Here is a 13,890-nt window from a genome sequence, read left to right as displayed (position 1 = left end):
CGCAGATCAACCAGGCCATACAGCAGCTCGACAAGGTCGGCCAGCAGAACGCCAGCGCGTCGGAGCAGGTGTCTTCGACCTCTGAAGAACTCGCCTCGCAAGCCGAGCAGCTGCAGTCGACCATCGCGTTCTTCCGCATCGACGAGAGCGGCGCGAAGGTGCGCACTGCGCCGATCGACAAGGCGGTGAGCCAGCTGCGCAGCAAGGCCGCCCATATGGCTGCGGTCGACCGCGGACCGGCCAAGAAGCCGGCTTCCAAACCACAGCGTCAGCTCAAGGCGGCGGGCGGCGGCGGCTTCGCCTTCGCGCTCGACGATAGCGAGGACGACCGCGACGCGGACTTCCAGCGCTGACCAAAGCCGATGTCATCGCGCTCAGACAACGAGCGCGATGACAGGCCGGACATCTGATTAAGCTAACTAAACAGCGGGCCGACTCTGACGGCGTTTCGGTCGACCGGCGGCCCCTGTCCCTTGAACCTGCACGAGTCCCGCGTGATGCAAGAAGCCAATCGCCAATTATCGGATCGGCAGTTCAAGTCGATCGCCGAACTGATCGAAGGGCAGGTTGGCATCAGGCTGCCGCACGCCAAGCGGCTGATGCTCGAAGGCCGGCTGTTCAAGCGGGTCCGAGCGCTGAAATTCGACGGCGTGGGTGAATACGTCGATCATTTGTCGGACGAAGATGCGCTCGAGACCGAGCTGACGCATCTCATCGACGTCGTCACCACGAACAAGACCGACTTCTTTCGCGAACCACAGCATTTCGACTTCATGCGAAAGGTCGCTGTGCCCGATCTGCTGAGGCAGCACGGCCGCAAATCGCGCGATCTCAAGATATGGAGTTCGGCCTGTTCCACCGGCATGGAGGCCTACACCATCGCGATGGTGCTGGACGATATGATCCGCACCGGATCGCGCTTTCACTTCCGGATCCTCGGCACCGACATCTCGACTGCGGTGCTCCGCGTCGCGGCCGCCGCGATCTACAACCGCGACACGATCGAGCCGGTGCCCGAGGAATTCGCCAAGCGCTACTTTCTGAAGCCGCGCGATCGGCAACGCACCGAGGTTCGCGTCGTGCCGGAGCTGCGGCGCCTCGCTCACTTCATGCGCATGAATCTGATGGACAACGCGTATCCGGTCGATCGCGACGTCGACATCATCTTCTGCCGCAACGTTCTGATTTATTTCGACCGCGAGACCCAGCGCCGTGTCGTGCAGCGGCTCGCCTCGCATCTGCGTCCGGGCGGCTATCTGCTGGTAGGACATTCCGAATCGATGATCCACAGCGCCCTGCCGGAGTTAAGGCAGGTGCAACCAACGATCTTTAAAATCTAACCGGTTGCGGCCCGGCCGGCTGGCACGCTCGGTGCGTGATGCTATCCGGAATAGGCGTGTGACCGACGATTGGCGCGGCGAGTTCGAAAGCCGAAGGGGCAACTCAGATGACGAAGAAACCGATCAGCGTGCTCATCGTCGATGATTCCGCCTCGGTGCGTCAGATCCTGACCAACATCCTGAGCGAGGACTCGGAGATTGCCGTGATGGGAACGGCGTCGGATCCGTTCGTCGCGGCGAAGCGGCTGCAAGAAGAAATACCCGACGTCATCATTCTCGACATTCAGATGCCGCGGATGGACGGCATCACGTTCCTGCGCAAGATCATGGCGCAGCGCCCGATTCGGGTGGTGATCTGTTCGTCGCTGACGGCCGAGGGATCGGACCTGATGTTCGAGGCGTTCGAGGCCGGGGCGGTCGACATCGTGCCGAAGCCGCGGATCGATACGCGTCAGGCGTTGTGGGAGAGTTCGGGCCGGCTGCGCGAAGCCGTCAAGTCGGCGGCACGCGCGCGCGTGCGGCCGCGTGCTGCGCGCCGCGTCATCGAACAGAAGCTCACCGCGGACGCCATCATCCCGCCGCCGGTGATGGGCCGCAACCGCCCGACCACCGAGCGGATCGTTTGTATCGGCGTGTCGACCGGCGGCACCGAGGCGCTGCACGACGTGCTCGAGGTGCTGCCGCCGAACTGCCCCGGCATTCTGATCGTCCAGCACATGCCGCAAGGCTTCACCGCGGCCTTCGCCAAGCGCCTCAATTCGGGCTGCGTGATCAACGTCAAGGAAGCCGAGGACGGCGATCCGGTGTTGCCGGGGTGGGCCTATATCGCGCCCGGCGGACGGCACATGCTGCTGCAACGCACCGGGATGCGCTACAGTATCGCCATCAAGGACGGCCCGCCGGTGTCGCGGCATCGGCCGTCCGCCGACGTCCTGTTCCGTTCAGCCGCGCAGCATGCGGGCGCCAACGCGCTCGGCGTCATCATGACCGGCATGGGCGACGACGGCGCACGCGGCTTGCTCGAAATGCGTAAGCTGGGCGCCACGACACGTGCCCAGGACGAGGAAAGCTGCGTGGTGTTCGGCATGCCCAAAGAGGCGATCGAATGCGGCGCGGTCGAGAAGGTCGTCTCGCTCAGTCAGATTCCCCGCGAAATCATGATGTGGCAGCAGACCGCTCAGCCGGTTCTGACGGACTGATGCAGTGACGTCATCCCATCATCAGCTCGCCGACGCGATCACATCGATCGAACAGGTTTCGTCGCGCATCGAAAACACATTCGCGCAGGTCGGCGGACAGCTCGGCGAAGGTCACACCATCTTTCAGGGCTTGAACGAGTCGCTCAGCGCTTTGTCGGGCGAGTTGTCCAGCGCCCAAATCGAAGGCGCCTCGGGGGCGCTGCAGGACATCGCCCGACGGCTCAACGATCTCGCCGAGGCATTGCCGGCGGAGACCGCGCTGCTCGACCGACTGCGTACCACCGTGATCGAATCCGGAGGGTTGCTCAAGCAGTTGGCGAAGCAGATCGGGATGATCATGATCATCGCCCGCAGCGCCAAGATCGAATCCGCGTCGCTCGAGAGTGCCCGCGGAAACTTCGTCGCTTTCACGCAGGAGGCGTTCGATCTCGGCAAGAGCGTGCAGGTGTCGATCGAAAGCTGTGTGCGTGATCAGCAGATGCTGGCGGCCGCGGTGGAGACGGCGTGGGGGCGGCAGGCCGAATTCGAGCGCTGCTATCGGCCGCAGCTCGGCGCTTCGACCACCGACCTGCGTTCGGCTTTCGTCGACCTCGAGCAACAGCGCAGGAGCAGCGTCCATATCGCCGACCTCGCCGGCGGCAGCGCGCGCAAGATCAGCGACGTGGTTGGGCGATCGATCGTCCTGCTGCAAGCCGGCGACAGTACGCGTCAACGGCTGGAGCATGTCAGCGAGGCCGTCGAGCGCGCGATCGACCTGACGCCGAGCCTGGTGCCCGGCATGACGCCGGCCGCCACGCTCGATCGGCTGATCGTCAAACTCGAAGCCTCGCAATTGAAGGACGCGCAGCACGAATTCGACAGCGGCATCGCCGAAATCGTGCGCTCGCTCTCGACCATCATTTCCGAAGTGTCGCTGCTGATCGAGCGCGGTCGCTCTCTGCACGGCGGCAAGGACGGTGATTCGTCGTTCCTGGTCCGCGTCCGCGCCACGCTGGCGCAGGCCTCGAAGCTGATCGCGATGTGCGAGGATGGCGGCCGCTCGACCGACGAAGCATTGGGCGTGGTCGAGAGTACTCTGGCGAAGTTCCGCGATGCCATCGCCAACCTGGCGGACTCCATCGTCGACATCACGCTGATCGGCATGAATGCGAGTCTGAAAGCCGGTCATCTCGGCGAGAAGGGGCGGGCGTTCGTGGTCATCGCCAACGAGATGAAGCTGACGGCGGACCACATGGGCGGCGTGGCGTCGCGGCTCGAGCCGCTGCTGGTCGGAATCGGTGGCGCCGCCGACGAACTCCGAGCGACCCGGTCGCGCAGCGAGCAGAACGAGCTGAGCCACATGGAAGCCGAGATCCTCCAGGCGCTGCGCGAAGTCGAAGCCGGCAACGAGCGGCTCGGCGGCCTGATCCTCCGCCTGGTCGAGGAGGGCGGCGAATTCGACCGGGTCATGAACGGTGCGATGGAGCAGATGACAGCGCTCGGCGCCGGCGTGTCGGCCCTGCCGGCGGTGGCCGAGAGCCTCGAAAGCGCGGCGGGCGATCTCGGCGACGCCGTCGTCGATCCGAACGATGAAGCGGTGCTGGACCAGCTCTACGCCCGCTACACCATGGAGCGCGAGCGCGACGTCCACCGCAATGTCCTGCGCGGCTTCGGCATCGCCACCAATGAACCGGAGCCGGCAGCAGCGGAGTGCGACTTCGAGCTGTTTTAAGGGCGCTCTGCGAAGGTGCATCGGCCACGGCTGATTGGGCCGGAGCAACTGCAGCCAAGTGGGCTGATTGCCGCGCTCAACGCGCTCTGTCTCGAGAGCGTCGAATTCAAACCGGCGCTGGCGCAAACGTAAAACTCTCGGCCGGATCAGCCCAGATGGCGGTTACCGATTCGATCGTCGCCGAAATTATTTCGTGCGCCCCGATCCAACCGGCATGATGCCGTCCATCGTCCCCCGAGGATAACTTCCGGACAATGAGCGTCGCGTTTTTGCGGACTTGATCGCAAGCGCAGATTGAATTCTAAGATGTCGCACTCCTACGGTGCTTCGTCGAGGACTTCGGCTCGACCGCGCCCCTCCGCCGCAGCCGGATGCCGGCGCTCGACTGATGGCCATGCGATTCACCTTTATTCACGCCGCCGACCTTCACATCGACAGCCCGCTGGCCGGGCTTCGGACCAAGGACGAGGACGTTGCGCAGCGGTTCGCCGCGGCCGGACGCAAAGCCGTCCAGGCGCTGGTCGACGAGACCATCGCCAGTGGCGCCGCATTCCTGATCATCGCGGGCGACATTTTCGATGGCGACTGGAAGGACGTCACCACCGGGCTGTTCTTCGTCGGTGCGCTCGGCGCGCTGCATCGCGCCGGGATTCCGGTGTTGATCATCAAGGGCAATCACGACGCCGCAAGCCTGATGTCGCGTGAGCTGCCCTACCCGGACAGCGTCACGGTGTTTCCGACCAAGGCCGCGACCGTCGAACTCGAGAGATATCGCGTAGCGCTGCACGGCCGCAGCTTCGCCGACCGGGTCAATGCCGATTTCGTCGCCGGCTATCCGGCGCGCCGCGAAGGCTGGCTCAATATCGGCCTGCTGCACACCTCGCTCGACGGCACCCGCGGTCACGAAGGTTACGCGCCGTGCAGCCTCGATGACCTCAAGCGGTTCGGCTACGACTACTGGGCACTGGGGCACGTCCACGCCGCCGAGATCGTCAGCCGCGATCCATGGGTGGTGTTTCCGGGCAATCTACAGGGCCGCAGCGTGCGCGAAACCGGACCCAAGGGCGCGATGCGCGTCACCGTCGAGGACGGTCGCATCGTCGACGTCACGCCGCTGGCGCTCGACAGCGCGCGCTGGGCGCAGCTGACGATCGATCTATCCGGCTGCGCCGACGAAGCGCAGATTCCGACGCTGGTCAGCGAACGGCTCGCCGAGCTGCATCGACGAAGCGAAGGCCGCGCGCTGGCGGTCCGTGTGACGCTGACAGGCGCGACGCCGCTACACGACAAGTTGCTGGTGCACCGTGAGACGCTGCAGGACGATCTACGCGCAGGCGCGCTGCAGCTCGCCGCCGATTGCTGGATCGAGCAGCTCAAGATCAAGACCTCGATGCCGGCGCGCGCCGCGGCCGCCGAGCCGACTGGTGACGATATCGACGTCGCCGCCCTGCTCGCCGAAGGCGCGCAGGATCCCGCCTTTGCCGCGGCGCTGGCCGAGCTGGCCGAGACTGTCAAGGCGAAGCTGCCGCGCGATCTGCATGATGAGTTCGACGCTTCCGAACTTCTCGCCAGCCTGAGTGACGATGCGCGCGCGCTGCTGACCGGAGAATTGTCGTGAGGATCGAGCGGCTGGCGCTGGAGCGCTACGGCCTCTTCACCGACCGCGTGCTGTCGTTCGCACCGCAGGCGTCGCTGCACGTCGTTCTCGGCGCCAACGAAGCCGGCAAGACCTCGGCACTGACAGCGATCGGCGATCTGTTGTTCGGCTTCGGCGCCCGCACCGATTACGATTTCAAGCACGACAGCAAGCTGCTGCGGATCGGCGGCAGCTTCTGCCACTCCGACGGCCGGCTGATCGCGGCGCGCCGGCGCAAGGGCAACAAGAACACGCTGCTCGATGCCGACGATCGTGCGCTGCCCGACGATCACTTCGCGCCCCTGCTCGGCGACGTCTCGCGCGTCACCTTCGACCGTGAATTCGGCATGACCTCGCAGGCGCTGCGCGAAGGCGGCACCAAGCTGATCAGCGCCGGCGGCGATCTCGCCGAAACGCTGGCGGCGAGCTCGGCCGGCATGGCCGAGCTGTCGCGGATCAAGGACCGGCTGCAGCAGCAGGCCGATGATCTGTTCACGCCGCGCAAATCCGGCAGCAAGCCGTTCTATCTCGCGGCCGACCGCCGCGACGCGGCCGATAAAGAGCTGCGCGATGCCATTGTCACCAGCGAGGCACTGCGGCAACTCCAAACCGCCGTGCAGGACGCCGAGGCGCAGCTGGAGCGGCTGAAGACCGAGCACGCCGCCTGCGGCGGCAGGCTTTCGCGGTGGCAGCGAACGCAGCGGGTGCGTTCGCAACTCGCCCGGCTCGATCGCATCGAGACCGAACTTCAGGCACTTGCCGATCTACCGGTCGTGACCGAGCAACGGCTCGCCGAGTGGCGTTCCGCGCTCGACGGCAAGACCGCGCTGGAGGCCGAGATCGCCGCCGTCGACGCCGCTGCCGCGGCAGATGCCGCCGAGCTGGCAACGATCGACGTCGACGAGGCGCTGCTCGCGGAAGCCGCTGCGATCGAGGCGCTGCGCGAGCGGCTCGGCGCGGTGCGGAAAGCGGCGGCCGATCTGCCGCGGCGCCGTCACGACCGCGCCGTCGCCGAAGCGGCGCTGGACGATTGTGCGCGCCGTCTCGGCCTTCCGTCCCATGTCGAGCTGCTGACTTCCCTGCCGACCGAGCCAGCGCTCGCCGACGCCCGTGACCGCCTCGAGAAGATGCGGCGCATCACTCAGGAGCTGGCTGAACTCGAAGCTCGGCACGCGCGGGCGAAGCGTGAGCTCGACAGTGCCGCCGCGACCGGCGACGATCCTCATCTCGTCGATCTGGAGCCGCTGCGCCAGCGCTTCGAGGCGCTCGGCGATGTTCCGGCGCAGGAGGATCGTTTGCGCCGGGAGCGGGCTGCGCTCGCGGTCGAATTCGAGGCGATCGGCAACGCACTCGCCGCGCTCGATCCGGCGCCGGGTCCGCTCGACCGGGTGCGCGCGCTGCCGGTACCCGACCGCGCCGTCATCACCAAATTCGCCAGCGCGTTCGAACTCAGCGAAACCGAATTGAAGCGACTCGATGCTGAGATCGCCAAGTACGATGCGGCGATCACTGCTTCCGAAGCGGAGCTGGCCAAACTGTCGAGCGCCGGCGCGGTGCCGACCAAGGCTGATCTGATCGCCGCCCGGCAGACTCGCGACGACCGCCTCGGCGCGCTCTACGATGGGCTCGATGGCGATCGCGGCGAACGCCGACTCCGGTTCGACGATGTCGCCGAAGCGTCGCGCACTATCGACGGCATCACCGACTCGCTGCTGAGCGATACCGGACGCGCCGCCTTGCACGAGGACACGCAGCGGCGGCTTGCGGAAACACGTAGCGAGCGCGAGCTCGTCGACGAAAAGCGCGTAGGCTTGCAGCAGGGACTTGCTGATATCACCGAACGCTGGACCAAGGCCTGGGCCGCATCGGAACTGCAGCCGTCGGGTGCGGCCGAGATGCTGCGTTGGCGCGACCGGCTCGACGAGATCATCGCCAGACTGGCGAAGTGTGACCAGCAGCGTGCGGGCATCGCCGCGCAGGAGATGGCACTCGGCGACGGCAAGGCGGCGATCGTCGGCTTTCTCGACAGCGTCGGCCGCCAGCCCGACGCGAACGCGGCGGCCGGCGTGCTGTATCGCGAGGCCAAGGGGCGATACGATCAGTTGGTCGCGGCCTGGAGCGACGCCAAGGCGCGCGCCGCGACCCGAGACCGGATCGCGCGCGATCTGGCAGAAGCCGAGGCCGCGCGCCTGGACTGCGAGCGCCAACTCGCCGAGCTGCGCCAGCATTGGCCGCAAACCATGACGGCGATCGGGCTTGGCGCCGATGCCTCGCCGGCTCAGGCCGAAGCCGCGCTGACGGTGTGGAATTCGGTCGGCGTGCCGCGCGCCAACTACGAGCGCGAGGGCCGCAGCGTCGATACCATCACGTCGGACCTGCAGGAGTTCGACCGCGATGTCGCCGATCTCGTTGGCCGGGTCGCGCCGGATCTGATCAGGCTTGCGGCCCAGGACGCCGTTGCGCGCGTCGGCGAGCGGCTGGTGGAGGCGCGCCGCGCCAGCGAAGCCTGCCGCCGCCTGCACGACAACGCTGCCAAGCGGGCGATCAGCCTCGGCGCGCTGGCGACCAAACTCGCCGCGACCACTGAGATGCTGCAGCGCGCCGGCGAGGCGTTGGACGCCGAGATCACCGCGGTGCCGGAGCTGCTGTCGCGGCTTGGCTTCCGGCTGCAATTGCAGACCGAACAAACGGAGCTCCGGCGGCAACTGCTCGAGGTTGCCGACGGCCACGACGAGACCGCGCTTCGACAGGAACGCGAGGGCATCGATTTCGACCGGCTGCAGGCCGACATCGCCAGCGCCACCGAGCAACAGGCGCAATTGCTCAAGGACATCTCGGACGCCTCCGCGACGCTGTATCAGCGCCAGCGCGAATTGGAGACGCTGACCAAGGGCCGCGACGCTGCGGGTGCCGCCGTTCGGCGCCGCGAGGCCGCCGCCGAGCTGATCGGCGTCGCCGAGAGCTGGCTGCTACGCGCGGCGTCGGCGCTGCTGGCCCGCCGCGTGGTCGAGCTGCACCGTGCCAAGGTGCAGGATCCGATGGTCGCCCGCGCCGGTGAACTGTTCGCGCTGGCGACGGCGGATGCGTTCGCGGGATTGGGGATCGATTACGGCGATCAGGACGAGCCGACGCTGGTGGCGCGTCGCGCCTCGGGCGAGCGCGTCTCTCTGCCCGGGCTGAGCGAAGGCACGCGCGATCAGTTGTTCCTGGCGCTGCGGCTGGCGCTGCTCGAACGCCGCGCGTCCGAGCCGCTGCCGTTCATCGGCGACGATCTGCTCGCCAGCTTCGACGACAGGCGGACTGTGGCGACGTTGCGCCTGCTCGCCGAGGCGGGCCGGCAGCGCCAGATGATCCTGTTTACTCATCACCGCCATGTCGCCGAGCTCGCGGCGACGGTCGATGGTCACCAAGTCGATCTCATCGAACTGTAACCTCCGCAGCGATCGGCATCGCAGCCTCGGCTGTTAGGGTAGTGCATCGACTAAGAGCCGCGCCGTCTCTCCGTCTTTTTGCTGCCCGCATCTCCGATCCCCAGCGCCTTGATCCGCGACGCCAGGGTCGTCGGCTTCAGCTCCAGCATTGCGGCCGCGCCGTCGTCGCCGAAAATCTTGCCGTTGCTGGCGCGCAGCGCGGCGACGATGTTGCTGCGTTCGAGGTCGCGGAGCTCGGTGGCGGTCATCACCGTGGGGCGCGGCTCGGGCTTTTGGCGGCTGCTGCCGGCTGTGAGCTGTGCCGAGGCCGCGGGCTCCGGCAGATCGAGCCGCAGCCTGCCGTTCTGCGCCAGAATCGTCGCGCGCTCGATGATGTTTTGCAGTTCGCGCACGTTGCCGGGCCAGTCGTAGCGCATCAGCCGGCGGACATCGCCTTCGGACAGGCGCAACGCGGCTCCGGGCTCAGGCCGCTCGCTGGCGAGGAAGTGCTGCGCCAGCAGCGGAATGTCCTCGCGGCGCTCGCGTAGCGGCACCGAGTGAATCGGAAACACGTTGAGGCGGAAATACAGGTCTTCGCGGAAGCGGCCGCGTTGTACTTCCTGCTTGAGATCGCGGTTGGTCGCGGCGATCAGGCGGACATCGACATTGCGGGTGCGCTCGTCGCCGACGCGCTCGAAATTGCCTTCCTGCAGCACGCGCAGCAGCTTGCCCTGCAGCTCGAGCGGAATTTCGCCGACCTCGTCGAGAAACAGTGTTCCACCGTCGGCGAGCTCGAACCGGCCGATACGGTCGCGCAACGCGCCGGTGAACGCGCCGCGGGTATGGCCGAAGAACTCGCTCTCGAACAATTCGCGCGGGATCGCGGCGCAATTGACGCGGATCAGCGGACGGCCGCTGCGCGTACTCGCCTCGTGGATGGCGCGAGCGATCAGCTCCTTGCCGGTGCCGGATTCACCGGTGATCAACACAGCCGCCGTTGTGGGCGCCACCAGCTTGACCTGCCGCAGCGTGGTCTGAATCGCCTCGCTTTGGCCGATGATGCCGCGCGGATTGGTCTCGGTGCGGATCTCTTCCTGCAAGTAATCGTTTTCGAGCTGCAGTCGTTCGCGTAAGCGATCGACCTCGGCGAGCGCGGCGTGGAGTTTGTCGTCGGCTTCGCGGCGCTGGCTGACGTCGCGGAACACCACCACGGCGCCGGCGACGTCGCCGGCACGATCGCGGATCGGCGTCGAGGTGTACTCCACCCACACCGGCCGGCCGTCCTTGCGCCAGAACACTTCGCCGTCGACGGTGTGGACTGCGCCGTCGCGGAACGCCGCATAGATCGGGCAGTCGTGGTCCGGATAGGGCCGGCCGTCGTGATGAGTATGATGCATCACCGCGTGGATCGACTGGCCGACCAATTCGTCGGCGGTCCAGCCGAGCATGCGCTCGGCGGCCGGATTGACGAAGGTGGCTTTGCCCTCGGCGTTGACGCCGTAAGATGCCCTCGCCGGCGGCCGTCAGGGATCAGTTGTTTCTCGCGCTCGATCTCCTGAAACATCTGCTCGACGCGTTGCCAAGCCGGCAGGCCGTCATGGATGTAGTCGTCGGCGGCGGCATCGAGATCGCGGCGATGGCGCTGCTCGAGATCGTGCATGGTCAGCAGCAGCAGGGTCCGGCCGCCCGTCGTGAGCCGGCAAGCGGCGTATTCGACGCGCAGCGGCGTGCCCGAGGCATGCAGCGGCGTCAGGCTGTGTGACCAGTAGGCACCGCGATCGAGCACCGCTTGGGTGAAGACGATCAGTGCGGGGAATTGCGCGGCCTCGTGCAGCGCACTGATGCGCGTCGCCAGCAGCTCGGCGCGGGCGCGGCCGAGCAGGGCGCAGGCTGCGGCGTTGACGTCGAGGATGGCGTCGGCGCTGGGATCGAGCAGCAGCGCAGCTTCCGGCAGGGCATCGAATGCCAGCGCGCGCAGCGGCTTCGAGGTGTCCTGAACGTCTTTGTCCAGCGGCGCAAGCTCCATTGCGAGCTCCGAAAATTCGTAATCGACCTACGAATTTTCGTATAATACGAAATTTCGTAGATGCCAAATCGTGCCGCCTGTCTGACTTTGCTTGCGAAATCTCCTGCGAAGCGCTGGCATACTCCTTGCGTAATCGAGCCCGACGTCACCGCAGGAGGGCTCATGTCCACGTTCGACAATCCGTTCGATCCCGACCGTCGCCTCGGCGCAGGCTGTAGCTGCGGCCGGCATGCCAATGAAGCCGAGCACGCTGCCGACGCAGCGGCGCTGGCGCCGCAGCCGATGCTCGAGAGCGAAGACAAGCGATTCGAGGGCGTCGTTGCCTCGGCCGTGATGCGCGCGATGTTTCCGCAAGACGCCTCGCGTCGCGCATTTCTGAAAGCGGTCGGCGCCGGCACCGCGCTGGCGGCGTTGTCGCAGTTTTTCCCGCTCGCGACTGCCACTGAGGTATTCGCCCAAGGCGGTCCGCTGGAAAAGAAAGACCTGAAGGTCGGCTTCATCCCGATTACTTGCGCGACGCCGATCATCATGGGCGCGCCGATGGGCTTTTATGCCAAGCACGGCCTCAACGTCGAAGTCGTCAAGACCGCGGGCTGGGCGGTGGTGCGCGACAAGACGATGAACAAGGAATACGACGCCGCACACATGCTGGCGCCGATGCCGATCGCCATCACGCTGGGGCTCGGCGCCAATGCGGTGCCGTTCACCGTGCCGGCGATCGAGAACATCAACGGCCAGGGCATCACGCTCGCCACCAAGCACAAGGACAAGCGCGATCCGAAGCTGTGGAAGGGCATGAAGCTCGCGGTGCCGTTCGACTACTCGATGCACAATTATTTGCTGCGCTACTATCTGGCCGAGCATGGCATCGATCCGGATCAGGACGTCCAGATCCGTTCGGTGCCGCCGCCCGAGATGGTCGCCAATCTGCGCGCCGACAACATCGACGGCTTCCTTGCGCCCGACAACATCTGCCAGCGAGCCATCTATGACGGCGTCGGCTTCATGCACATCCTGTCCAAGCAGATCTGGGACGGGCATCCATGCTGCAGCTTCGCCGCCAGCCGCGAATTCATCACCACGGCGCCGAATTCGTTCGCGGCGCTGACCCGCGCCATCGTCGACGCCACCGCCTATGCGTCGAAGGCGGAAAACCGCAAGTCGATCGCCCAGGCGATCGCGCCGGCCAACTATCTCAACGCGCCGGAGACGGTAATCGAGCAGTCGCTCACCGGCACCTACGCCGACGGTCTGGGTGAGGTGAAGGTCGATCCGAAGCGCGTCGATTTCGATCCGTTCCCCTGGCAGTCGTTCGCGGTGTGGATCATGACCCAGATGAAGCGCTGGGGCCAGATCAAGGGCGACGTCGATTACAAGGCGGTCGCCGAGCAGGTCTATCTCGCCACCGACACCGCCAAGGTGATGAAGGAGATGGGGCTGACGCCGCCGGCCACCGCGTACAAGTCCTTCACCGTGATGGGCAAGAGCTTCGATCCCGACAAGCCGGACGACTACCTCGCGAGCTTCAAGATCAAAAAGGCCTGAGGCAATGGCGAAGTCTCTCACCCTGCGCGCGGCCGTGGTGTCGCTCGTGCTGTTCGCCTGCTTCATCGGCGCGTGGCATCTCGCCACGCGCGGCACCGGCTCCACAGCAGCGATGAGTCCCGAATACGCCAAGCTGATGGGGCTGACGGCGACGCAGGGCAAATCGGCGATGCCGGGACCGCTCGACGTCGGCGTCAAGCTGCTGCAGCATCTCCGGCACCCGTTCTACGACAACGGGCCGAACGACAAGGGCCTCGGCATCCAGCTCGGCTATTCAATCGCCCGGGTGGCGGCCGGTTACTTGCTCGCCGTGATCGTGGCGATCCCGCTCGGCTTCCTCATCGGCATGTCACCGCTGATGAGCAAGGCGCTCGATCCGTTCATCCAGGTATTGAAGCCGATCTCGCCGCTCGCCTGGATGCCGCTGGCGCTCTACACCATCAAGGACTCCGGCCTCTCGGCGATCTTCGTCATCTTCATCTGTTCGATCTGGCCGATGCTGCTGAACACCGTGTTCGGCGTAGCCTCGGTGCGCAAAGAGTGGGTCAACGTCGCGCGCACGCTCGAAGTCGGCACCGTGCGCCGCGCTTTCACGGTGATCCTCCCCGCTGCTGCTCCGACCATCCTCACCGGAATGCGGATTTCCATCGGCATCGCCTGGTTAGTCATCGTCGCCGCGGAAATGTTGGTAGGGGGTACGGGTATAGGGTACTTCGTCTGGAACGAATGGAATAATTTATCGATCGTGAATGTGATTATCGCGATCTTGGCGATCGGGGTGGTCGGGATGTTGCTCGATCAGGTCCTCGCGCAGTGCACTCGTCTTGTGACGTTTCCGGAGTGAGCGCGATGACCGACAAGTTCATCTCGATCGAAGGCATCGCCAAGCGCTATCCGGCGGCCGGCGGCGGCCAGACGACGATCTTCGAGGATCTGTGGTTGTCGCTGCCGCGCGGCGAGTTCGGCTGCGTGATCGGGCATTCGGGCTGCGGCAAGACCACGGTGCTCAACATTCTTGCCGGG

General features: G+C 65.9%; 8 protein-coding genes and 2 pseudogenes. 9 read left to right on the top strand and 1 reads right to left on the bottom strand.

The annotated features are described in order from the left end of the window. From I5M_RS05935 to I5M_RS05905, 6 genes and pseudogenes are all read left to right on the top strand, one after another. Positions 1-353 (top strand): annotated as a pseudogene (locus I5M_RS05935) (methyl-accepting chemotaxis protein); the annotation flags it as partial. 144 nt (positions 354-497) lie between these two features. After that, a complete protein-coding gene (locus I5M_RS05930) occupies positions 498-1,340 on the top strand; it encodes a protein-glutamate O-methyltransferase CheR (protein ID WP_031335531.1) in 843 nt (280 codons plus the stop codon). Positions 1,341-1,447: 107 nt separating this feature from the next. Continuing rightward, entirely contained in the window at positions 1,448-2,539 is a 1,092-nt protein-coding gene (locus I5M_RS05925) for a chemotaxis response regulator protein-glutamate methylesterase (protein WP_022720557.1), read from the top strand. A gap of 4 nt (positions 2,540-2,543) precedes the next feature. Beyond that, positions 2,544-4,250: a chemotaxis protein gene (locus tag I5M_RS05920; RefSeq protein ID WP_022720556.1), complete on the top strand. Its 1,707-nt coding sequence runs from the start codon at positions 2,544-2,546 to the stop codon at positions 4,248-4,250. 394 nt (positions 4,251-4,644) lie between these two features. Beyond that, the gene (locus tag I5M_RS05910) at positions 4,645-5,868 is read left to right on the top strand and encodes a DNA repair exonuclease (RefSeq protein ID WP_031335529.1); all 1,224 of its coding nucleotides are present in this window, start codon (positions 4,645-4,647) and stop codon (positions 5,866-5,868) included. Continuing rightward, the gene (locus I5M_RS05905) at positions 5,865-9,317 is read left to right on the top strand and encodes a YhaN family protein (RefSeq protein ID WP_022720553.1); all 3,453 of its coding nucleotides are present in this window, start codon (positions 5,865-5,867) and stop codon (positions 9,315-9,317) included. Before I5M_RS05910 ends, I5M_RS05905 begins: the two co-directional genes overlap by 4 nt. 50 nt (positions 9,318-9,367) lie before the next feature. On the opposite strand, the pseudogene I5M_RS29250 reads toward I5M_RS05905, so the two are convergent. After that, positions 9,368-11,322, bottom strand: a pseudogene (locus I5M_RS29250) (sigma 54-interacting transcriptional regulator). A gap of 162 nt (positions 11,323-11,484) precedes the next feature. Between I5M_RS29250 and I5M_RS05895 the strand changes: the two are divergent. From I5M_RS05895 to I5M_RS33540, 3 genes are all read left to right on the top strand, one after another. Next, positions 11,485-12,867, top strand: coding sequence for a CmpA/NrtA family ABC transporter substrate-binding protein (locus I5M_RS05895; protein ID WP_022720552.1), 1,383 nt, complete (start codon positions 11,485-11,487; stop codon positions 12,865-12,867). A 4-nt stretch (positions 12,868-12,871) separates the two neighbouring features. Next, positions 12,872-13,711: a nitrate ABC transporter permease gene (gene ntrB, locus I5M_RS05890; protein ID WP_022720551.1), complete on the top strand. Its 840-nt coding sequence runs from the start codon at positions 12,872-12,874 to the stop codon at positions 13,709-13,711. A 5-nt stretch (positions 13,712-13,716) separates the two neighbouring features. Next, the coding region (locus tag I5M_RS33540) for an ATP-binding cassette domain-containing protein (RefSeq protein ID WP_031335527.1) at positions 13,717-13,890 on the top strand (174 nt) is incomplete at its 3' end.

This window comes from Rhodopseudomonas sp. B29, from assembly GCF_000333455.1.
Taxonomy (GTDB): Bacteria; Pseudomonadota; Alphaproteobacteria; order Rhizobiales; family Xanthobacteraceae; genus Rhodopseudomonas.
The sequence above is the reverse complement of the archived record's forward strand: the minus strand, read 5'-3'. Positions and strand labels throughout refer to the sequence as shown.